Raw genomic sequence first — 20,911 nt, forward strand, 5'->3', positions numbered from 1 at the left:
CTGCAGGCCCCAGGCTGGGGGTCAGGACTGTTTGTCGTCGGCCGCTTTGTCAGTAGGCTCGGCGATCAGTTTTTTCAGCTCATCGCTCATCGGGAACTGCAGGTTCAGGCCCTTCGGCGGGATCGGCTGTTGGAACCACTTGTCGTAGCTCTTGTTGACTTCGCCCGACTTGAAGTAGCCCACGATGGCGTCGTCGACTGCTTTCTTGAAGGCCGCGTCATCCTTGCGCACCATGCAACCGTAGATTTCGTACGACTGCGGGGTACCGGTGATCACCCAGTCTTTAGGATTGCGGGCCTTTGCCATTTCACCGGCGAGCAGGGCGTCGTCCATCATGAAGGCCACCGCACGGCCGCTTTCGAGCATGTTGAAGGCTTCACCGTGGTCCTTGGCGGAAATCACGTTCATCTTCATCTGCTTGTCGGCGTTCATGGCCTTGAGCAGGCGCTCGGACGTGGTGCCAGCGGTGGTCACCACGTTCTTGCCCGCCAGGTCCGGGAAGTCTTTGTAGGCAGGTTGACCGTCTTTCACCTTGGTCAGCAGGCGCGTGCCCACTTCGAAGATGCCCACGGTAAAGCCGACTTGCTGCTGGCGTTCGACGTTGTTGGTGGTGGAGCCGCATTCCAGGTCGACGGTGCCGTTCTGCACCAGCGGGATACGGGTCTGGGAGGTGACCAGGTTGTACTTGACCTTGATGTCCGTACCCAGTTGCTTTTTCAGGGCATCGACAACGGCCAGCTGGATGTCATGGGAATAGCCCACCGGCTCGGGCTTGCCAGCCAGGTAGGAAAACGGGATGGAGGAGTCGCGGTGGCCCAGGGTGATGGTGCCCGAATCCTTGATCTTCTTCAGGGTGCCGGTCAGCTCCTCAGCCATGGCTGGCGAAGCGATCACAGCGGCCGCGATGGCGGCGCCCAGCAATTGACGAACGATACGCATCAAATTTTCCTCGACGTGTTTGTTTTTTTTATGGAGCCGTTGGCGGACTCTTTCGTTCAACGAATACAGCAGCTGCGCGTGCATCCGGTGAACAGAACAGAGCATGAGTCGTGCCAAGCCCCCCAACCGATGGTAGCCCCGCGAAAACGCTGGGCGTAACCCCCACAGGCAGGTTTTCTGCTGATAAAGGTTGATCGGTAATTCGAATGGTTACCCCGTTTTGCGTTCGGTAACCCGAACGAGTGCCTGTGAGTGATGCGTGTTCACCACCTAGCCATAAGTAACACCTGGTGGTGACAACTGCATGTTGTGCTCGGCGTTTTTCTGCGAGGAGCTTACGCCGTGGCCGATACCCTGATCCCTTCCGACTCTGTCGATGCCCTGGTGGCGCGCCAGTTGCCCTCCTGGCTGCGCGGTGTCGATATCGACCTGCTACTGACCTTTCAACGTGCACTGCGCTACCAGCAGGCTGCAGCGGATAGCGTGCGCAAACGGCTCGACGGCCTGCCTGGGCTGGACGCCTTTGCCCGGCCGCTGCTGGAGGCGGCCCTGAGCGCACAGGGGTTGCCCGGGATCGATGTGCTGGCTGCCCGCGTGGTCATCGAGCAGAAAGTGGCGTTGCCCAGTGCGGCTCCACGCCTGCATGAGGCCATGCAGACGCTGCACAGTAGCCAGTCACTGCTGGCGGCTGCGCTACACAACTTTCACGAAAGTGAAACCTTTGCCGCGCTGCACCGCCGTGCGCACCTGCTCGATGCCCAGGGCCAGGTGCTGGCGCTGCCCTTCGAGGCGTTCGCACGCCTGTGCCGGCAGCTTGACCTGGGTGGCCAGTATCAGCAACTGCTGCGGGCGCGGTTGTTCCCTAAAAGTCGACCCCCCGCCTCTGCAGACTTCGCTCAGGCGGCGGTCCGCCGGTCATTTGAAGAGCATCAGCGGGCCGGCTTGGAGGTGGCCGTGCGAATGGCCAGGATCAGGGGCCAGCTGGATGAAGCGCCATACCTGCGCCTGCTACCGCTGATCGCCCGGCAACCCGTCACTGCTGCGGGGCCAGGGACTGTGATGCCGCGCCAGTTGTACCTGCTGGGCAAGTGCGTGGAAGGGGGGCTTGTACTGGAGCTGCGCGAAACGGCCGAAGGCCCTCTGCAGAACCTGGTCTGCTGGCTGCCGGCAGACCCGGTGCGGGCGATAACCCAGCACACCTGCTGGGACGCGTTGTTCGATGATATGGGCGTGCGCCTGCGCAAGCCCGGGTATGCCCGCTATTTCGCGCGCTTCATTACCGAGCGGGACCGACCTGCATTCACCACCCAGTTGGAGCGCTTGATCAAGACGGGCAACAGCCACCGGCCGCTTGAGCTCGACGGGCGGCACTTTGCAATCGAGGAGCCCGTCTTCGCCTACCTGCGGGGGCGGCTGATGCAGAAAATGCTGGACGATGCCCGTGTGCTGGCTGTGCCTACCGTGGATCAGACCATTCTGGAGCGGCATCAGCGCCTCGAAGCCCTCAAAGGTGCAGGGCTCGAGCTCGTCAACCTGGCAGCGCTGTTCATCCCCGGGCTGGGCGAAGCGATGCTGGTTGCGGCGGCTGTGGACATCGCCGGTGAGGTATATGGCGGCTATGCGGCCTGGCGGCTTGGTGATCGGCAAGGGGCGCTGGACCATTTGTTCAATGTGGCGCAGACCTTTGCCATCGGCGCGTTGCAGGGGGGGGGCCAGGCTGGGGCGGGTTACGCCCTCGAGCGCTTCGGTTTCGTTGATGCCTTGACCCCGGTGTACGAAGGCCAGTGCCGTTTTCGCTTGCGACAGCTGCCCGAGCCGCCCCATTACCTGGATGATGCAGGCGTTCTGGTTCGCAGGTTCGCAGGCGCACTGGCCGACACCTCCGACGATGCCGCCAATGCGTTGCTGCACATCACCGGCCTGACGTGCGAGGGGTTGAGGGGCCTGCACCTGCAGGGCGAGCCGGCACCCGCCCGGTTGGTTGATGCCCATGCACGCAACCAGCTTCACTCCCTTGAACCCCTGCTGCGGCCCGCCGCCGTTGAGCGTGCCCTGATGGCGCAGACGCAGGCGCCCAGCCCTGCGGCTGCACAGTTGATGCACACGTTCACCGGGCTGACGGTGCAGGTTGCCGAAGAGATCCTGCACCATGCCACGGGCGAGCAAGTTGCCCGGCTGGGCAGCGGCAAGGTGCCGCTCGCCTTGGCCGAGCGGGCCCGCTGGGCGGTGCGGGAAAGCCGGCTGGACCGCGCGCTCATGGGGCTCCAGCACGCTACGGCCGTCAATGAGGACACCCTGCGCCTGGCGCTGGCGCTGCTGGATCAGATCGCCCCATGGATGGAAAGCGTGCGGGTGGAAGTGCGCCAAGGCGAGCCCCAAGGGCGTGTGCTGGCATGCAGAGGGGCGCCGGGTAGCCTGCCCACGTGGGTGATCGTACGGACCAGCGACGGCTTCCATCTTGAAGGGGGAGGTCCCCAGGCCACGGACCAGACCTTGTTGGACTGCCTGCTGATGACGCTGGACGCCCCTCAGAAAAACGCCTTTGGTGGCGCCCAGGCAACTGCGGGCCACCTGGGGGATGGTTTGCTGCGCCAGGCCTCGGTAGACCGGGCCGCGGCTGCACAGGCGATGGGGCTGGCTGCCTTTGGCGGACGTTTCAGGCCACCCCGGCGGCTGCAGGACGGGCGTGTGGGTTATCCGTTGAGCGGAAGGGGGGAGAGCAGCCGACAAGCCCTGCGCTACGGTATCCGTGCCATTTACCCAATGCTCAGTGATGCCCAGCTGGATGCCTATATCCAGCGGCTTATCGACCAGGGGATTGGCTTGTGGGACCATCTTGGTGAGTTGGAACTGCGTCTTCATGGCTTGCGGCAGGCCCTGGAAGCTTGGGAACGTCAGCGCATCAGCTTTCTCGATGGGCGCCGCCGCCGTCGGGTTGCCACACAGATTCGACGGGCCTGGCGACGCAAGACCGGGGAGGGCGAGCGCGGGGACTACGTGCTGCATGTGGTGGACGAACGCGTAGGCAGCCTGCCCAGTTTGCCCGCAGATATCGACTTTCAGCACGTTCGCCGCCTGACGCTACGCAACCTTGGGCTGGAGCAGATTCGCGCGGAGTTTCTGTTGCGCTTCCCGCAGTTGCACGAGCTCGACTTGCGCGAGAACCAGCTCACCCAGTTACCTGCGGGCCTCGAACTGCTCGGGCAGTTGCGCGTTCTGCGGTTGGGGCGCAATCGCATCGCACTAGGCCCCCGTGCCACTGAGACGCTGGGCAGGCTAGCCCAGCTGGAAGTCCTGGACCTCAGTAGCAACCCCTTGGGTTTGATGCCCGACTTGTCCGGTTTGCGCGGCCTGCGGGAAGTGTACTTGCGCGGCACTGGGCTGCAGGACCTGGGCGACGGTGCACAGTTGCCGTGGCGCGGGCTGGCGGACTTCCGGGAAAACCAGATCCGTGAGGTCAGCGCGCAGCTACAGACGCTGGGTGGCCGGCTGCAGCAACTGTATTTGCATGACAACCCGCTGGATGAGGTCAGCCGACGGTTGCTCAATGAAGCCAGCGGTATGGGGGAGGGTGCCGGTCGCGCGTCACCGGTGCACATGATCGCTGACAACGAACTGCGTGATCGCTGGATCGGCCAAGCCACGGCCGAGGTGAGCAGTCGGTATAGGCAGATCTGGGCAGATTTGATCGAGGAACGCGAATCTGCAGACCTGTTCAGGTTCCTCGCCGATTTTGCCGAGTCCGAAGATTTCAACGAACGCGCGCATTACTACCGCGCCAGGATCTGGCGCATCCTCGAGTTGTGCAGCGAAAACACCGATGTGCGTGAGGCCGTGTTCCTGCAGGTGCAGGGCCCACAAACCTGCGATGATCGCTTGCTGTTACTGCTGAGCCAGCTTGAGCTGAGATTGCACATTGCCCTGCACACGGCGGGTATCGGCGAAGCGCAGACTGAATCCGCGCTGGTGCGCTTGGGGCGCTCACTGTACAGGCTGGATGAAGTTGACCGTATCGCTGCGGTGCATATCCGGCAGATGCGCCGGGACCCCTACGCCTTGGTGGATGATATTGAAGTCTACCTCGCCTATCGGGTGAACCTCGCCCAACGCCTTGGCCTTCCTGTGCAACCGGCCTACATGAATTTTCCCGAGTTCAGTGGCGTCAGCAGCCGGCAAATCCGGCTGGCCGGTGACACGGTTCTGGCGGAGGAAAGCCGCTCAGCGCTCAGTGCTGCGCTGGCGCAGCGAGAATTCTGGCAGGCGTTCGTCCGCACCCGTTATCGAGAGCGTTTCGAGGCGCTGGCAGCGCCCTTTCACGAGAGGCTGGAGGCCTGCGAGCAACAAACGGCGCAAACGGGCGAACAGGCGTATCTGGACCAGGCCGCGACCTTGATGGCTGAACTCAATGCCCAGGAGCAGGCGCTGTACCTTGCCCTGGCCACCCAGGCGAACGAGCGGGGGTAGAGCAAGGGCGGCCGCGACCGGGCCGCCCGAGGCGTCAGGCTGCGTTGCTGTGCAGCTTGACCTGCTGCAGGTAGTCCGCCAGGGCATGCTGCTCGGCCTGGGTGGTGAACAGGCCAAGCTTGGTCCGGCGCCACAGGATGTCGTCGGCGTTGACGGCCCATTCGTGTTCGCGCAGGTAATCCACCTCACGGGTAAACAACCCTGCACCAATCGGCTGGCCCAGGTCCTGCGGGCCCTCGGCGCCCTCCAGCAGCGACCAGGCACGGCTGCCATAAGTCAGCGCCCAACGTTTGGCAATGGCCGGAGCCAGCCAGCCATGCCGGGCCAGCAGTGCTTGCTCCAGTGCGTGCGGGGTGGTCATGCTTTCGCCGCCTGGCAAGGTAGCACTGGCGGTCCAGCTGCCGCGCATGGCACTGAAGAAAGGCTTGAGCTCGGCCATGGCCGATTCGGCCAGCTTGCGGTAGGTAGTGAGCTTGCCGCCGAACACGGACAACAACGGGGCTTCGCCGGCGGTGCCCGACAGGGCCAAGGTGTAGTCCCGGGTCACGGCCGACGGGTTATCCGACTCGTCGTTGCACAGTGGCCTCACCCCAGCATAGGTGCTGTAGATGTCGCTACGGCTGAGCTGATGGTTGAAGTGGGCATTGACGACGTTCAGCAGGTAGTCGGTTTCCTGCTCGGTAATGGCGACTTTTGACGGGTCGCCGCTGTATTCCCGGTCGGTGGTGCCAATCAGCGTGAAACGGTCCAGGTAGGGGATGCAGAACACGATGCGCTTGTCTTCGTTCTGCAGAATGTAGGCCTGCTCACCTTCGTACAGGCGGGGCACGATCAGGTGGCTGCCCTGGATCAGGCGAATGCCGTAGGGGGCATCCAGCTTGAGGTCGTTCTTGATGAACTTCGCGACCCACGGCCCTGCGGCATTCACCAGCGCCCGCGCACGCACCTTGTGCACGCTGCCGTCGGCATGCTGAACATCCACTTCCCACACACCCTCTACACGCTTGGCGCCAAGGCACAGGGTGCGGGTATGGATGTGTGCACCCTGCTCCCGCGCGGCCATGGCATTGAGTACCACCAGGCGGGCGTCGTCGACCCAGCAGTCGGCATATTCAAAGCCCCGCGTGATGGCTGGCTTCAACGGATAGCCAGGGCCAAAGCGCAGGCTGCGCGAAGCACCCAGGCGTTTGCGTTTACCCAGGTGGTCATACAGAAACAACCCGGCGCGGATCATCCAGGCGGGGCGCAGGTGCGGGCGGTGCGGCAGTACGAAGCGCATCGGCTTGACGATGTGGGGCGCCTTGGCCAGCAACACTTCGCGCTCGGCCAAGGCCTCGCGCACCAGGCGGAACTCGTAGTGTTCCAGATAGCGCAAGCCACCGTGAATCAGCTTGCTGCTGGCCGAGGAGGTGTGCTGGGCAAGGTCGTCCTTTTCGCAAAGGAACACCTTGAGGCCACGCCCGGCAGCGTCGGCGGCAATACCGACACCATTGATGCCGCCGCCGATCACAACCAGGTCATAGCAGTCGGGCAGCGAGGGGCGGGTCGAATCGGGCTGGGACACGGGCAAGGCCTCCTGAAGCAGTTTGCATCGAATATGAACATTAATGTTCGTTTCCGAAAATACTAGCGCAACCGCAGCGCACCCGCCAGTGAGTCTTTATAGAAAAAACTGATCGGATTACAAGAATATGAACATTTACGAACATGCACCGCCACGTGGCGCCTGGGAGGGTTGGCGCCACATTGGCGTGATCGCAGCACAACGGTCGGTGCTACACCACTTCGAGGCGTATCTTGTTCTGATTGAGTAGCTGGGTGAGGGCTGGGGTGGGCGGCTGGTCGGTGACCAGGCAATCCACCAGCCCGATCGAGCCCAGGCGCACCATGGCATTGCGCCCGAACTTGCTGGAGTCGGCGGCCAGCACTACCTGGCGTGCGTTGGCGATGATCGCCTGGGAGACCCGCACCTCTTGGTAATCGAAGTCCAGCAGGCTGCCGTCTTCATCAATGCCGCTGATGCCCACCAGCGCAAAATCGACCTTGAACTGGTTGATGAAGTCGACGCTGGCCTGGCCGACCACGCCACCGTCGCGGCGTACCGTGCCACCGGCCACCAGCACTTCGAAATCGTCCTTCGCAGCCAGAATGGACGCCACGTGCAGGTTATTGGTGATGATCTTCAGGTGGTTGTGGTTGAGCAGGGCGCGTGCAATCGATTCGGTGGTTGTACCGATATTGATGAACAGTGAGGCGTGGTCGGGAATCTGCCGGGCCACTGCGTCGGCGATGCGCTGCTTTTCGTCACGCATCTGGTCGGCACGCATGGCGTAGGCGGTGTTTTCGATACTGGAATCGTAGGCCGCTCCGCCGTGGTAGCGCCGCAGCAGGTCGAGTTCGGCAAGCTGGTTGATGTCGCGGCGAATGGTCTGGGGGGTGACGACGAACAACTGCGCCATTTCTTCGATACTGACGTAACCGCGCTCGCGCACCAGTTCGAGGATTTGTTGTTGGCGGGGGGGCAGATTCATGGGCGGTCCTTTGGGGCTGCCTGACAAATGCTGCAATGATGCCGTAGGAAAGGGACGACAGCCAGCGGACTATCGGCAAGAGGATTCATCGAGGGTGTAGAGGGGGCGGCCACAGGCCGCCCCCCGTGCGAGGTCAGGCGTCGTGGTCTTCCCAGTCGCGGGTGCGGTCCACGGCTTTCTGCCAGCCGGCATACAGCTTTTCTTTCTGGGCTTCGTCCAGTTGGGGGCTGAACTCGCGTTCGATGATCGCCTTGTCGCGCAACTCGTCAAGGCCGCTCCAGAAGCCACAGGCCAGGCCAGCCAAGTAGGCCGCGCCCAGGGCAGTGGTTTCACGCATTTTCGGCCGCTCCACGCAGGTGCCCAGAATGTCGGCCTGGAACTGCATGAGGAAGTTGTTGGCTACTGCGCCGCCATCCACCCGCAATTCAGACAGGCGCTTGCCGCTGTCCTGTTGCATGGCATCGAGCACGTCGCGGGTCTGGTAGGCGATGGATTCCAGCGCAGCGCGGATGATGTGGTCCACCTTGACCCCGCGGGTCAGGCCTAACAAGGCACCCCGTGCATACGGGTCCCAATAGGGTGCGCCCAGCCCGGTGAATGCCGGCACCAGGTACACGCCGTTGCTGTCCTTGACCTTGCTGGCGAAGTATTCGGTGTCCAGCGCATCGTTGACGATCTTCAGTTCATCACGCAGCCATTGCACGGTGGAACCACCATTGAACACCGCACCCTCAAGTGCGTAAGCCACCTCGCCGCGTGGGCCGCAGGCGATGGTGGTGAGCAGGCCGTGGGATGACTTGACCGCCTGGTCACCGGTGTTCATCAGCAGGAAACACCCGGTGCCGTAGGTGTTCTTGGCCTGGCCCGGCTCCACGCACATTTGCCCGAACAGCGCCGATTGCTGGTCACCGGCAATGCCGGCGATGGCGATACCGCTCTTGGTGTGGCCGTACACCTGCGACGACGGTTTGACCTGCGGCAGCATCTGGGCGGGGATACCCAGGATTTGCAGCAGTTTCTCGTCCCACTGCAGGGTATGGATGTTGAACATCAGCGTGCGCGAGGCGTTGGTGTAGTCGGTGACATGCACCTTGCCACCGGAGAACTTCCAGATCAGCCAGGTATCGATGGTGCCGAACAACAGCTCACCGCGCTCGGCCCGCTCCCGCACGCCTTCGACGTTATCCAGGATCCATTTCAGCTTTGTGCCGGAGAAGTATGGGTCTGTGACCAGGCCGGTGGTGTCACGGATGTAGGCTTCGTGGCCGTCGCGCTTGAGCTGGGCGCAGATCTCGGTGCTGCGCCGGCACTGCCAGACAATGGCATTGTAGACCGGGCGCCCGGTTTCCTTGTCCCATACCACGGTGGTCTCACGCTGGTTGGTGATACCCAGTGCGGCCACCTGGGCGTGGCTGATGCCGGCCTGGGCCAAGGCTTCGACCATGGTCGCGCTCTGGGTGGCGAAGATTTCCATCGGGTCGTGTTCTACCCAGCCCGCTTGCGGGTAATGCTGTGCGAACTCGCGCTGTGAGGTACCTACCACGTTCGCATCGCGGTCGAAGATGATGGCGCGCGAACTGGTGGTGCCCTGGTCCAGGGCGATGATGTAGTGCTTGTCCTGGGTATCTGTCATGGTCTTAGGCCTTGCAAAAATAGGGGTCTGGGCTGGAAGCCGCCATCAATTGACTTGGGTGTCGCCTTGGCGATCATCGCCCGTGCGGGTGTTGGCAGCAGGTACCTCCGGCAGGTGGCGGGCAATCAGCCCGCGATACGCCGCAGCACCCAGGCAGGCGCCGATGATAGGCCCGAATACCGGCACCAGGAAGTAAGGCACATCACGGCCGCCGGTAAAGGCGATTTCGCCCCAGCCTGCGAGGAAGGTCATCACCTTGGGCCCCAGGTCCCGGGCCGGGTTCATGGCAAAGCCGGTCAGTGGGCCCATGGCACTGCCAATCACGGCGATCAGGAGCCCGATCAGCAGCGGCGCCATGGCGCCACGGGGCAGGCCGTTGTTGTCATCGGTCAGTGCCATGATCACGGCCATCAGGATGGCTGTGATGATCACCTCCACCAACAGCGCCTGGCCAGTGGACAGCGCCGGGTGCGGGTAGGTGGAGAACACTGCGGCCAGCTCCAGGCTGGCTTCGCTACCGCGCAGCATGGCGTGCGCCTGTTCGAAATCGAAGAACAGGGCGCTATACAAGGTGTATACCAATGCAGCGCCGCAAAAGGCGCCGCACACCTGGGCCAGCATGTAGAAGGGCAGCTTGCATTTGTCGAAGCCAGCGAACAGGGCAAGGGCGATGCTCACGGCCGGGTTCAGGTGCGCACCTGATATGCCGGCGGTGAGGTAGATACTCATGCTGACGCCTACGCCCCAGATGATGCTGATTTCCCACAGCCCGAAGCTGGCGCCCGCCACCTTGAGCGCGGCAACGCAGCCGGTCCCGAAAAAGATCAGCAACGCAGTGCCGAGAAACTCGGCCAGGCATTGGCTGGGCAGGGTGGGTTGGCCTTGAGCAATTGTCATGTATGACCTCATTGTTTTTGTTGTGAGTCGCGTGGCGCTCGACAGCAAAAGCCCGGCGCCTATCCCCATCGACCCCGGGCACCTCTATGAAATGCACCGTAAAAGTGCACCCTTTATTCAGAAACGAAAAAATATAGACAAGAAACGCTGATGTCAAAGGTCGAAAGTGAACGGTCAGTCACGTTTTGGGCAGTTAATATGGGCGCGACTGCGCGAGCTAGAGCGGCGCCATTGCGCCGTGCTGGCTGGGATGTGGGAATTGTCCTAAAGTAGCCGCCGATTCGTCTTACACCGGAGCCCCTGCATGACACCTGCCCTGGACTTGTTGAAGAAGCACCGCGCCGAGCACCGTGTGCACAGTTACGAACACGACCCCAAATCGGCGTCATATGGGCTCGAGGCTGCAGAGAAGCTGGGGCTGGACCCGCAACAGGTGTTCAAGACCTTGCTGGCCAGCAGCGAGAAGGGCGAGTTGCTGGTCGCGGTAGTGCCGGTGGTGGGTTCACTGGACCTCAAGGCCCTGGCGCATGCTGCCGGGGTGAAGAAGTGCGAAATGGCAGACCCTGCCCAGGCGCAAAGGGCTACAGGCTACCTGGTGGGGGGGATCAGCCCGCTGGGGCAGAAAAAGCGGCTGCGCACTTTTATCGACGACTCATCGCAGAATTTTGCCAGCATCCATGTCAGTGCCGGGCGCAGGGGGCTGGAAGTGGAGTTGGCGGCAGCGGTGCTGGCCGAATATACCCAAGGCATATTTGCGCCGATCGGCAGGGGGTAGGGAGGCCGCCAGGCGACCTCCTGCAGCGTCCTCAGTGCGCGGAGCTGTGACGGCGCACGCCGCTGTGCTGCTGCAACGCCTGTGCTGCCACGCTGCCGGGGACAGCGAACAGCACCAGGTGATCGGCTTTCACTGCAATGCCTACGTCCGCCCCAAGCTGATGATCGACATGGCTCGGGAAGATTGCCTCCAGTTGGCTGCCGGTGGGCAGTTGCAGGCGATATAAGGTGGAGGCCCCCAGGAAACTCTTGCCCACGATGCTGGCCCGCAACGGGCTGTCGGGTGCGTGCACGATATCATCGGGACGTAGCAGCACATCCACCGAGCTGCCCGAGGTCATGGTGTAGGCACGGTTGCCACGCAGCTCACCCAGTTCGGTACTGACCGCTTCGTGGCTGATCATCTGCCCGCGAATGAAGTACCCCTGGCCGATGAAGCTGGCCACGAAAGGGGTCTGCGGTTCGTGGTAAAGGTTGTAGGGGGTGTCCCACTGCTCCAGCCGGCCTTCCTTGAACACGCCCACCTGGTCGCTGACCGCAAAGGCCTCTTCCTGGTCATGGGTGACCAGGATGGCGCTGGTGCCACGGCTTTTTAGGATGTCCCGCACCTCATGGCTCAGGCGCCTGCGCAGCTCCACATCCAGGTTGGAGAACGGCTCGTCGAGCAACAGCAACTGAGGTTCAGGTGCCAGCGCCCGGGCCAGGGCTACACGTTGCTGCTGGCCGCCAGACAGCTCGTGCGGGTATCGCCCGCCCAGGCCGCCAAGCTTGACCAGCTCCAGCATTTCTTCGATCACCGCCGCCTGGCGGGGATGCTTGGCAATGCCGAAGGCAATGTTCTGCGCAACGGTCAGGTGCGGAAACAGGGCGTAGTCCTGAAACACCATGCCAATACGGCGCTTTTCCGGCGCCAAGGTGAAGCCGGCCCGGGAGATGACCTCGCCTGCAAGCTGGATTTCACCGTCATGCACCGGTTCGAAACCTGCGATGGCGCGCAGGGTGGTGGTTTTGCCGCAACCGGACGCACCCAGCAGGCAACCGATGTCGCCGGCATTGAGGTGCAGGTTGAGGTTCTGGACGATGCGCTGATCGCCATAGCCGCAGGCGAGGTTGCGCAGGTTGAGCAGTAGAGGTTGACTCATGCGTGGTGGTAAGCCGGTTCGACAAGGAATTCGAGAAGGGCCTTCTGTGCATGCAGGCGGTTTTCAGCCTGGTCCCAGGCGACCGAACGTGGGTCGTCAAGCAGGTCATGGCTGATTTCCTCGCCACGGTGGGCGGGCAGGCAATGCATGAACAGGGCGTCGGGTGCCGCCAGGTCAAGCATTTGCCGGGTGACCTGGTAGGGCGCGAAATGCGCCAGGCGACGAGCAGTTTCCTCTTCCTGGCCCATGGAAGTCCAGACATCTGTGGTCACCAGGTGAGCACCCTGCACGGCCAGCAGTGGGTCGCGCACGAGCTGCACGTGGTCGCCGCCGATGGCCATGAAACGCGTATCGGGTTCGTAACCTTCGGGGCAGGCGATGCGCAGCTGGAAGCCGAACTGGCGCGCCGCTTCGATGTAGGAGTTGCACATGTTGAAGCCGTCACCGATCCAGGCAACCGTCTTGCCCTGGATGGGCCCACGGTGCTCCAGGAAGGTCTGCATGTCGGCCAGCAACTGGCAAGGGTGGGATTCGTCCGACAGCGCATTGATGACCGGCACGCGGGACTTGGCGGCGAACTCGGTGAGCGTGCTGTGGGCGTGGGTGCGGATCATCACCACGTCGAGCATGCTCGACAACACGATGGCACTGTCGCCAATGGGCTCGCCACGGCCCAGTTGCGTGTCACGCGGGGACAGGAAGATCGCCTGGCCGCCGAGCTGGATCATGCCGGCCTCGAACGAGACCCGGGTGCGGGTGGAGGACTTTTCGAAGATCATCCCCAGCACGCGGTTTTTCAGGGGCTCGAACAGCACGCCTCGCTTGCGCAGGTCCTTCAGCTCGATGCCGCGGCGGATCACCCCGAGCAATTCGTCGGTGGTGAAGTCCAGCAGGGAGAGAAAGTGCCTAGCGCTCATGATTGACTACCTTATCTGCAACAGTATGCAGGCCCACCGTGTGGTTTTTTTTAACAACGGGAGTGACCTGCGGCGTAAGCCGCACGGGGCGGACGAAATGGGGAAAGGCGCAATACTATAATTAAATGTCGCCTGAAACCAAGGGGGGAAACAACGGCCACCTGAGCAGGGTGTTGCAAAGGGTGTCGGCGTTGCCCCTGTAGCTGTTTTTTATTTGCTACAGGGGTTTTGTACACGGCTTGCTGGCGATTTGGCAAACCACTGTCGTGAATCGTGCGCCTGATGTCGCTGGATTCACGCCACGAAGCACGCTGGCCCGGGCGGCGACGCGGCGCCATAGTCTTGGCTTCTTCCCTGACCCAGGCAAAAGCGGCCATGAACAAGACCCTGCACCACCGTGCCTGCCACCTGTGCGAAGCCATTTGCGGCTTGAGCATCGAATTGAGCCACGGCGCTGATGGCACGGCGCAGATCAGTTCGATCAAGGGCGACCCGCTGGACCCCTTCAGCCGCGGCCACATATGCCCCAAGGCGGTGGCCTTGCAGGACATCCAGAACGACCCCGATCGGCTGCGCCGGCCACACCGCAGGGTTGGGCAACAGTGGCAGGCGATCAGCTGGGATGAAGCCTTCGCCCTGGCAGCCGAGCGCCTCTGGGCGGTGCAGCAGGCTCACGGGCGCAATGCCGTGGCGGTGTATCAGGGTAACCCGAGCGTGCATAACTATGGCTTGATGACCCACAGCAACTACTTTCTTGGCCTGCTCAAAACCCGTAACCGGTTTTCTGCCACCTCGGTAGATCAATTGCCCCAGCACCTGGTCAGCCACCTGATGTACGGCCACGGGCTGCTGCTGCCGGTTCCCGACATCGACCATACCGACTTCATGCTGATTCTCGGTGGCAACCCGCTGGCCTCCAACGGCAGCATCATGACCGTGCCGGATGTGGAAAAGCGCTTCAAGGCCCTGCGCGCACGGGGAGGGCGCCTGGTGGTGGTGGACCCGCGGCGCAGTGAAACGGCGGCGATAGCCGACACCCATCTGTTCATTCGCCCCGGCGGCGACGCCGCGCTGTTGTGCGGCCTGCTCAACACCCTGTTCGAAGAAGGCCTGGCCAGAGGCACACACCTGCCTGTGAGCGGCGTGCCGGCCGTGCAGGCGGCGATAGCCCCTATGACGGCCGAGGCCATGAGCCCGCTTTGTGGCATCCCTGCAGCAGGTATCCGCCAGCTCGCACGTGACTTCGCGGCTGCCGACACGGCCGTTTGCTATGGCCGCATGGGCGTGTCCACCCAAGTGTTCGGCACGCTCTGCCACTGGCTGGTGCAGTTGATCAACCTGGTCACTGGTAACCTCGACCGCCCAGGCGGCGCATTGTGCACCGAGCCTGCCGTCGACCTGGTGGCGGCCACCTCGGGTGGTCACTTCAATGCGTGGCAAAGCCGGGTGTCAGGGCTGCCCGAATATGGCGGCGAGTTGCCGGTTGCCGCCTTGGCCGAGGAAATGCTCACGCCGGGTGAGGGGCAGGTGCGCGCACTGGTGACGGTGGCCGGCAACCCGGTACTGTCAACGCCTAACGGTCGGCAACTGGACGGCGCCTTGGCGGGGCTGGAGTTCATGCTCAGCATCGACCTGTACATCAACGAAACCACGCGCCATGCCGACCTGATCCTGCCGTCGACGTCGGCCCTGGAAAACGACCATTACGACAGCACGTTCAACTTGCTGGCCGTCCGCAACGTCACCCGCTTCAACCGCGCCATTCTCCCCAAGCCCGAAGGGGCGCTGCACGACTGGGAAATCTTCGTAGGCCTTGCCCAGGCGTTTGCCGCGCGTGCACAGCAGCCGCTGAAACCCACCGCGCCGCCCGCGCACATGATCGACCTGGCGTTGCGCAGTGGCCGCTATGGCCATGACACCCCCTGGAAGCTGTCACTGGAGGCGTTGGACTCCCACCCTCATGGCCTCGACCTCGGCCCGCTGCAGCGCAACCTGGGCGCGCGCCTGGCGACGGCCGGAAACACCGTCCAGGCGGCACCCCAGGTGTTGCTACAGGACTTGCAGCGCCTGGCCCTGCAGGCCCTTCCGGCGCCAGGCCAACTGCTGCTGATCGGCCGTCGGCATGTGCGCAGCAACAATTCGTGGATGCACAACTACCACAGGCTGGTCAAAGGCAAGCCACGGCATCAGTTGCTGATGCACCCTGATGACATGCAGCACAGGTGCTTGCAGGATGGCCAGCGGGTTCGGGTGAGTTCCCGCACCGGCACCGTGGAAGTTGAGGTGCAGGGTTGCCACAACATGATGCCCGGCGTGGTCAGCCTGCCTCACGGTTATGGTCATGGGTTGAAGGGTGTGCACATGCAGGTAGCCCAGCGCCAGCCAGGTGCCAGCGCCAACGACCTGACCGACGAACGCCTGCGTGACCCGGTATCGGGCAACGCAGCGCTCAATGGCGTCCCCGTGCAGGTAGAGGCCGCCTGAGGGCACGAGCATGCCGCTCGGCTTTCCGTTACAATGCCTCACCGTGCCGACGACGACGTCGCAAAGTTAAGCCGAGGTGCTACATGGATATCATCGAAACGATCAAAGAGCAGATTGCCAACAACACCATTCTGCTCTACATGAAGGGCTCGCCGAATGCACCGCAATGCGGTTTTTCTGCGCGTGCTTCCCAGGCGGTCATGGGTTGCGGCGAGAAGTTCGCCTACGTCGACATCCTGCAGAACCCGGAAATCCGCGCCAACCTGCCTAAATATGCCAACTGGCCAACCTTCCCCCAGCTCTGGGTGGGTGGCGAGCTGGTTGGCGGCAGCGACATCGTGCTGGAAATGTTCGAAAACGGTGAGCTGCAGACGCTCATCAAGGATGCCGCCGCCAAGGCCAAGGCTGCCGAAGCCTGATAGGCAGCGAGCCACAAAAAAAACCCGCCAATGGCGGGTTTTTTTATGGCGTTGGGATCATTCCTCGCCCATCTGCGACTGCAGGTAGTTCTCGATGCCGATCTTGTCGATGAGGCTCAGCTGGGTTTCCAGCCAGTCGATGTGCTCTTCCTCGGATTCGAGGATGTCTTCGAGCATGTCACGCGAACCGAAGTCCCCGGCCGTTTCGCAGTGGGCGATGGCGGCTTTCAGGTCCAGCAGGCCTTTCTGCTCGATCTTCAGGTCGCATTCGAGCATTTCCTTGGTGTGCTCGCCGATCAGCAACTTGCCCAGGTCCTGAACGTTGGGAATGCCTTCGAGGAACAGAATACGCTTGATCAGTTTGTCAGCGTGCTTCATCTCGTCGATGGACTCTTTGTACTCGTGCTTGCCGAGTTTGTTCAGGCCCCAGTCTTCGTACATGCGGGCATGCAGGAAGTACTGGTTGATGGCGACCAGCTCGTTTCCGAGGATCTTGTTGAGATGCTGGATGACGCTGATGTCGCCTTTCATGGGTGTTCCTGCCCTGTCGAAGTGTGCCAATACTGCGAAGTTTGAGCTGGATGCCCGGGCCTGTCAAACCTAAGTTATTGAATAATAAATGAAAATTAATAGGAATAAGAATGTTTGTGAACCGCGTTGGAGCCCTAACTTATTGAATTATGAGCATAAAAAAACCGGACACGAGGTCCGGTTTCGGGAAACGGTGGTATTCAGGCAGTGGTAAATTCCACGGGGTAGGGCAGCGCCGCCTGGCTGACCTGGAGGTCGGTCAGCGTTTCGCGCACCACCTGCTTGGCCAGGCACGCACATTTGCCACATTGGCTGGCGACATTGGTCGCGGCACGGACTTCCTTGTAGCTGCAGCATCCTTCATAGATCGCATCGCGGATCTGTCCGTCGGTGACGCCGACACAAAGACACACATACATAAGGGCTGACCATCGCTGGCGGGATCGATGGGGTGGAGCTTAATGTGAATGAGAATGCTTGTCAAAGTGGTTTCAGAAGGCATTTACCGAAGGCGACCGACGGTCGCTCATCACCGGAGTCGGCCTGTCATGAGAAGCCGTGTATGATGGTCAACCTTTGCTGGATGTCGGGCAGGGCCCGGCAACAGGTTATTCACCCTCATCAGGAGATTACAATGAGCGTACTCGTTGGCAAGAAAGCCCCCGATTTCACTGTACCGGCCGTGCTGGGCAATGGCGAGATCGTCGACAGCTTCAACCTGGCCTCGGCCATCAAGGGCAAGTACGGCCTGGTGTTCTTCTACCCGCTGGACTTCACCTTTGTCTGCCCGTCCGAGCTGATCGCGCTGGACAACCGCATCCCAGACTTCCAGGCCCGCAACGTGGAAGTGATCGGCGTCTCGATCGACTCGCACTTCACCCACAATGCCTGGCGTAACACCCCGGTCAACAATGGCGGTATCGGCCAGGTGAAGTACACCCTGGCTGCCGACATGACCCACGAAATCTGCAAGGCCTACGACGTTGAGTCCGAAGGCGGCGTGGCGTTCCGTGGCGCGTTCCTGATCGACACCAACGGTGTGGTTCGCTCGCAGATCATCAACGACCTGCCGCTGGGCCGTAACATGGACGAGCTGCTGCGTCTGGTCGATGCCCTGCAGTTCCACGAAGAGCACGGCGAAGTCTGCCCTGCCAACTGGAAAAAAGGCGACAAGGGCATGAACGCTTCGCCAGAAGGCGTTGCTGCCTACCTGAGCGAGAACGCCGGCAAGCTGTAATGCCAGCCATTTGCCCAAGGGCTTGAACCTGCCCTGGGGGCATAAAAAAACCGATGCTCGCGAACGGGCATCGGTTTTTTTTTGCCGCAGGGTCGGCGGTACTGGGGATCAACCCTGGCGCCAGCCGCCCATGTCCTTCCAGCGGTTGACGATGCCGCAGAACAGTTCGGCGGTTTTCTCCGTGTCGTAGCGGGCCGAGTGGGCCTCGCGACCGTCGAAATCGATGTCGGCGCTTTGGCAGGCACGGGCCAGCACCGTTTGACCGTAGGCCAGGCCCGCCAGGGTGGCGGTATCGAAGCTGGAGAAGGGGTGGAACGGGTTGCGCTTGAGGTCGTTGCGCGCTACTGCAGCGTTAAGGAAGCCCAGGTCGAAGCTGCTGTTGTGGCCGACCAGAATGGCACGCTTGCAACCGTTGGCCTTCAGCGCCTTGCGGATGCCGCGGAAGATGTCGGTGAGTGCCGCTTCTTCGCTGACCGCCATGCGCAATGGGTGGTCCAGTTTGATGCCGGTGAACTCGAGTGCCGCTGCCTCGATGTTGGCACCCTCGAACGGTTCCACGCGGTGGAAGTAGGTGTGCTCCGGGAACAGGAAGCCTTTTTCGTCCATGCCGATGGTGACGGCTGCAATTTCCAGCAGGGCGTCGGTGGCGCTGTTGAAGCCGCCTGTTTCCACATCCACCACTACGGGCAGGTAACCGCGGAAGCGCTCGGCCATGGGGTGGCGTGAGCCCGTGTTGCCCTGGGTGTCCAGGTCGTCTTCGTACAGGTCCTCGCTCACGCGCGTTCCTCCAGCAGGCGCCAGCGCAGCTTTTCTCCGGCGCGTAGCGGAATCACGGTCTGCTCGCCAAACGGCAGGCTGTCAGGGGCGGTCCATTCGTCACGCACCAGGGTGATGGTGTCGGTGTTCGCCGGCAGGCCATAGAACGCCGGGCCATGAAGGCTGGCAAAGCCTTCGAGCTTGTCCAGTGCGTTGCGCTGCTCGAACGCCTCGGCATACAGCTCGATGGCGGCATAAGCGGTGTAGCAGCCAGCACAACCGCAGGCGGCTTCCTTGGCATGGCGGGCATGGGGCGCCGAGTCGGTACCCAGGAAGAACTTTGGGTTGCCGCTGGTTGCAGCATCCAGCAACGCCACTTGGTGGGTATTGCGCTTGAGGATGGGCAGGCAGTAGAAGTGCGGGCGGATACCGCCAACCAGCATGTGGTTGCGGTTGTACAGCAAATGCTGCGCGGTGATGGTGGCGCCGACGTTGGCCGAGGCCTCGGTGACGAACTGGGCGGCATCCGCGGTGGTGATGTGCTCGAACACCACCTTCAAGGTAGGGAAGCGCTCGACCAGACGGCGCATGTGCTCGTCGATGAAACGCTTCTCGCGGTCGAACACGTCAATTTCGCTGCGGGTGACTTCACCGTGCACCAGCAGCGGCATGCCGACGTCTGCCAGCGCCTCGATGGCCGGGAAGATGTTGTCGATGCTGGTCACGCCCGAATCGGAGTTGGTGGTGGCGCCTGCCGGGTACAGCTTGGCCGCATGCACGAAGCCGCTGGTCTTGGCGGCCCGGATGTCCTCGGGGCTGGTGCGGTCGGTGAGGTACAGCACCATCAGGGGCTCGAACCGGCTGCCGGCCGGCCGCGCCGCCAGGATGCGTTCACGGTAGGCTTGGGCTTCAGCGGCATTGCGCACCGGTGGTACCAGGTTGGGCATGATGATGGCGCGGGCGAAGGTACGCGCCACATCACCAACGGTGTGGGGCAGGACGGCACCATCACGCAGATGGATGTGCCAGTCGTCGGGGCGCAGGAGGGTCAGGCGATCGGACATTGAGGATTCCAGGCGGGTCGAACTCAAGGCGCAATGCTACCGGAAAACCCCCGGGCGAGCACGGGTATCAAGTTTTCCGCGTGCTGTCCGATAGCCTGAAAGTAAGTTGTCGAACTCTGTGGAGCCACCCGTGCGCCAGCGTTACCTAGCCCTGTTCACCTTGTGCGCCAGCCTGCCGGCCGGCGCGCTGACATTCCAGACGCGCATGGAGAATATTGCCTGGAAGGTCGAAGGTGACCTGTTCGAATGCCGGCTCATCCAGCCCATCGAGGGTTTCGGCAGTGGCGAGTTCGTGCGCCGTGCCGGCGAACAACCGGTCTTCCAGTTGCGCTCGGACAGCAACGCATTGGGCGCCGGCGGCGCCAGCCTGCTGGCAGCGGCGGCGCCGTGGCAGCCCGGGCGGGGTGACATCAACCTGGGCAATGTGCGGCTGGCGCGCACAGGGCTGTTGTTCAGCTCGTCCCAAGGCCAGGCCAGCCGCTTGATAAACGGCCTGCTGGACGGGCGCAGCACCGTGGTGCGCAACTTTACCGGCGAGGGCGGCAGGCCGATGGAGGTGCGCGTGTTGCCGGTCAGTTTCGCCAAGGCCTACGGCGATTACCAAGTGTGTGCGGCCAAGCTGCTGCCGGTCAATTACGACCAGGTGCGCCAGACCCAGGTCGGCTTCCCAGGCGGGGGTATCGACCTGGACCAGAACGCCAAGGCGCGCCTGAACGTGATCCTGGACTACATGAAGGCCGACCCCACGGTCAACCAGGTGGAACTCAATGGCCACTCGGACAACAGCGGCAACCGCCTGACCAACCGCGACCTGTCGCGCCGTCGTGCCTTGGCCGTGGCAGATTACCTGATTGCTCACGGCGTGCCGGAGGAACACATCACGGTGCGCTTCCACGGCGAACGTTATCCGCTGGCGAAGAACTCCACGGCCGCGAACCGAGCACGCAATCGACGCGTCAGTATCGAACTGGAGCGCGTTGCCGTGGCTGAAAAGCCGGCTGAGAAACCCGCGCAGCAGGTGGCACCTGCTGCGACGGGCGCTGGCGCTGCAGCACCGGCCCAGGCACCGGCTGCCAAGGCACCCTGAGGCCTGAAACTCCGTCGCGCCGCCATAATTTCTTGT

At 62.5% G+C, this 20,911-nt stretch carries 18 protein-coding genes; 7 read left to right on the forward strand and 11 right to left on the reverse strand.

Annotated features, from left to right (window positions below):
• Window positions 1–21 precede the first annotated feature (21 nt).
• Window positions 22–939 carry a glutamate/aspartate ABC transporter substrate-binding protein gene (locus tag PPA02S_RS20070; RefSeq protein ID WP_028633256.1) on the reverse strand — a complete coding sequence of 306 codons (918 nt, stop codon included), beginning with the start codon at window positions 937–939 and terminating at the stop codon, window positions 22–24.
• 342 nt (window positions 940–1,281) lie between these two features.
• Between PPA02S_RS20070 and PPA02S_RS20075 the strand changes: the two genes are divergently transcribed.
• Window positions 1,282–5,403, forward strand: a complete 4,122-nt coding sequence (locus PPA02S_RS20075; protein ID WP_028633255.1) for an NEL-type E3 ubiquitin ligase domain-containing protein — start codon at window positions 1,282–1,284, stop codon at window positions 5,401–5,403.
• A 34-nt stretch (window positions 5,404–5,437) separates the two neighbouring features.
• On the opposite strand, the gene glpD is transcribed toward PPA02S_RS20075, so the two are convergent.
• The 4 genes from glpD to PPA02S_RS20095 all read right to left on the reverse strand — a co-directional run bounded on the left by glpD (window position 5,438) and on the right by PPA02S_RS20095 (window position 10,464).
• Window positions 5,438–6,967, reverse strand: coding sequence for a glycerol-3-phosphate dehydrogenase (gene glpD, locus PPA02S_RS20080; RefSeq protein ID WP_028633254.1), 1,530 nt, complete (start codon window positions 6,965–6,967; stop codon window positions 5,438–5,440).
• 211 nt (window positions 6,968–7,178) lie between these two features.
• A complete protein-coding gene (gene glpR, locus PPA02S_RS20085; RefSeq protein WP_028633253.1) occupies window positions 7,179–7,934 on the reverse strand; it encodes a DNA-binding transcriptional repressor GlpR in 756 nt (251 codons plus the stop codon).
• A gap of 133 nt (window positions 7,935–8,067) precedes the next feature.
• Window positions 8,068–9,567: a glycerol kinase GlpK gene (gene glpK / locus PPA02S_RS20090; RefSeq protein WP_028633252.1), complete on the reverse strand. Its 1,500-nt coding sequence runs from the start codon at window positions 9,565–9,567 to the stop codon at window positions 8,068–8,070.
• Between the two features lie 45 nt (window positions 9,568–9,612).
• The gene (locus tag PPA02S_RS20095) at window positions 9,613–10,464 is read right to left on the reverse strand and encodes an MIP/aquaporin family protein (RefSeq protein WP_028633251.1); all 852 of its coding nucleotides are present in this window, start codon (window positions 10,462–10,464) and stop codon (window positions 9,613–9,615) included.
• On the opposite strand from PPA02S_RS20095, the gene PPA02S_RS23110 reads away from it, so the two are divergent.
• Window positions 10,463–10,615: a hypothetical protein gene (locus PPA02S_RS23110; protein WP_154660062.1), complete on the forward strand. Its 153-nt coding sequence runs from the start codon at window positions 10,463–10,465 to the stop codon at window positions 10,613–10,615. The genes PPA02S_RS20095 and PPA02S_RS23110 overlap by 2 nt on opposite strands.
• A 153-nt stretch (window positions 10,616–10,768) precedes the next feature.
• Window positions 10,769–11,239 carry a Cys-tRNA(Pro) deacylase gene (gene ybaK / locus PPA02S_RS20100; protein WP_028633250.1) on the forward strand — a complete coding sequence of 157 codons (471 nt, stop codon included), beginning with the start codon at window positions 10,769–10,771 and terminating at the stop codon, window positions 11,237–11,239.
• Window positions 11,240–11,270: 31 nt separating this feature from the next.
• Here the strand turns inward: ybaK and PPA02S_RS20105 are convergent, their stop codons facing one another.
• Window positions 11,271–12,380, reverse strand: a complete 1,110-nt coding sequence (locus tag PPA02S_RS20105; RefSeq protein ID WP_028633249.1) for an ABC transporter ATP-binding protein — start codon at window positions 12,378–12,380, stop codon at window positions 11,271–11,273.
• Complete coding sequence (gene argF / locus PPA02S_RS20110; RefSeq protein ID WP_028633248.1) at window positions 12,377–13,297, reverse strand: ornithine carbamoyltransferase; 921 nt, start codon at window positions 13,295–13,297, stop codon at window positions 12,377–12,379. The genes PPA02S_RS20105 and argF overlap by 4 nt, the downstream gene beginning before the upstream one ends.
• A 375-nt stretch (window positions 13,298–13,672) precedes the next feature.
• Between argF and PPA02S_RS20115 the strand changes: the two genes are divergently transcribed.
• Window positions 13,673–15,781, forward strand: a complete 2,109-nt coding sequence (locus PPA02S_RS20115) for a molybdopterin oxidoreductase family protein (RefSeq protein ID WP_028633247.1) — start codon at window positions 13,673–13,675, stop codon at window positions 15,779–15,781.
• 83 nt (window positions 15,782–15,864) lie between these two features.
• Entirely contained in the window at window positions 15,865–16,200 is a 336-nt protein-coding gene (gene grxD / locus PPA02S_RS20120; protein WP_028633246.1) for a Grx4 family monothiol glutaredoxin, read from the forward strand.
• 57 nt (window positions 16,201–16,257) lie between these two features.
• On the opposite strand, the gene bfr is transcribed toward grxD, so the two are convergent.
• Both bfr and PPA02S_RS20130 read right to left on the reverse strand, forming a co-directional pair.
• The gene (bfr, locus tag PPA02S_RS20125) at window positions 16,258–16,731 is read right to left on the reverse strand and encodes a bacterioferritin (protein ID WP_028633245.1); all 474 of its coding nucleotides are present in this window, start codon (window positions 16,729–16,731) and stop codon (window positions 16,258–16,260) included.
• A 200-nt stretch (window positions 16,732–16,931) separates the two neighbouring features.
• Window positions 16,932–17,150 (reverse strand): bacterioferritin-associated ferredoxin, encoded by a 219-nt coding sequence (locus PPA02S_RS20130; protein ID WP_028633244.1) that lies wholly within the window; start codon window positions 17,148–17,150, stop codon window positions 16,932–16,934.
• A gap of 215 nt (window positions 17,151–17,365) precedes the next feature.
• On the opposite strand from PPA02S_RS20130, the gene PPA02S_RS20135 reads away from it, so the two are divergent.
• Window positions 17,366–17,968: a peroxiredoxin gene (locus PPA02S_RS20135; RefSeq protein WP_012273884.1), complete on the forward strand. Its 603-nt coding sequence runs from the start codon at window positions 17,366–17,368 to the stop codon at window positions 17,966–17,968.
• A gap of 108 nt (window positions 17,969–18,076) precedes the next feature.
• Here the strand turns inward: PPA02S_RS20135 and rnt are convergent, their stop codons facing one another.
• Window positions 18,077–18,682 (reverse strand): ribonuclease T, encoded by a 606-nt coding sequence (gene rnt / locus PPA02S_RS20140; RefSeq protein ID WP_236403960.1) that lies wholly within the window; start codon window positions 18,680–18,682, stop codon window positions 18,077–18,079.
• 59 nt (window positions 18,683–18,741) lie between these two features.
• Window positions 18,742–19,788, reverse strand: coding sequence for a dihydroorotase (gene pyrC / locus PPA02S_RS20145; protein WP_028633242.1), 1,047 nt, complete (start codon window positions 19,786–19,788; stop codon window positions 18,742–18,744).
• Window positions 19,789–19,918: 130 nt separating this feature from the next.
• Here pyrC and PPA02S_RS20150 point away from each other — a divergent pair, with 130 nt between their 5' ends.
• Window positions 19,919–20,875: a flagellar protein MotY gene (locus PPA02S_RS20150; protein ID WP_028633241.1), complete on the forward strand. Its 957-nt coding sequence runs from the start codon at window positions 19,919–19,921 to the stop codon at window positions 20,873–20,875.
• Window positions 20,876–20,911 lie beyond the last annotated feature (36 nt).

Source organism: Pseudomonas parafulva NBRC 16636 = DSM 17004 (assembly GCF_000730645.1).
GTDB lineage: Bacteria > Pseudomonadota > Gammaproteobacteria > Pseudomonadales > Pseudomonadaceae > Aquipseudomonas > Aquipseudomonas parafulva.

Excerpts from the sequence above, each read along its gene's own strand:
- PPA02S_RS20070 (WP_028633256.1), bottom strand. The coding sequence starts at position 939 with ATGCGTATCGTTCGTCAATTGCTGGGCGCCGCCATCGCGGCCGCTGTG.
- glpR (WP_028633253.1), bottom strand. The coding sequence starts at position 7,934 with ATGAATCTGCCCCCCCGCCAACAACAAATCCTCGAACTGGTGCGCGAG.
- glpK (WP_028633252.1), bottom strand. The coding sequence starts at position 9,567 with ATGACAGATACCCAGGACAAGCACTACATCATCGCCCTGGACCAGGGC.
- PPA02S_RS23110 (WP_154660062.1), top strand. The coding sequence starts at position 10,463 with ATGTATGACCTCATTGTTTTTGTTGTGAGTCGCGTGGCGCTCGACAGC.
- PPA02S_RS20095 (WP_028633251.1), bottom strand. The coding sequence starts at position 10,464 with ATGACAATTGCTCAAGGCCAACCCACCCTGCCCAGCCAATGCCTGGCC.
- ybaK (WP_028633250.1), top strand. The coding sequence starts at position 10,769 with ATGACACCTGCCCTGGACTTGTTGAAGAAGCACCGCGCCGAGCACCGT.
- PPA02S_RS20105 (WP_028633249.1), bottom strand. The coding sequence starts at position 12,380 with ATGAGTCAACCTCTACTGCTCAACCTGCGCAACCTCGCCTGCGGCTAT.
- argF (WP_028633248.1), bottom strand. The coding sequence starts at position 13,297 with ATGAGCGCTAGGCACTTTCTCTCCCTGCTGGACTTCACCACCGACGAA.
- PPA02S_RS20115 (WP_028633247.1), top strand. The coding sequence starts at position 13,673 with ATGAACAAGACCCTGCACCACCGTGCCTGCCACCTGTGCGAAGCCATT.
- grxD (WP_028633246.1), top strand. The coding sequence starts at position 15,865 with ATGGATATCATCGAAACGATCAAAGAGCAGATTGCCAACAACACCATT.
- bfr (WP_028633245.1), bottom strand. The coding sequence starts at position 16,731 with ATGAAAGGCGACATCAGCGTCATCCAGCATCTCAACAAGATCCTCGGA.
- PPA02S_RS20130 (WP_028633244.1), bottom strand. The coding sequence starts at position 17,150 with ATGTATGTGTGTCTTTGTGTCGGCGTCACCGACGGACAGATCCGCGAT.
- PPA02S_RS20135 (WP_012273884.1), top strand. The coding sequence starts at position 17,366 with ATGAGCGTACTCGTTGGCAAGAAAGCCCCCGATTTCACTGTACCGGCC.
- rnt (WP_236403960.1), bottom strand. The coding sequence starts at position 18,682 with ATGGCCGAGCGCTTCCGCGGTTACCTGCCCGTAGTGGTGGATGTGGAA.
- pyrC (WP_028633242.1), bottom strand. The coding sequence starts at position 19,788 with ATGTCCGATCGCCTGACCCTCCTGCGCCCCGACGACTGGCACATCCAT.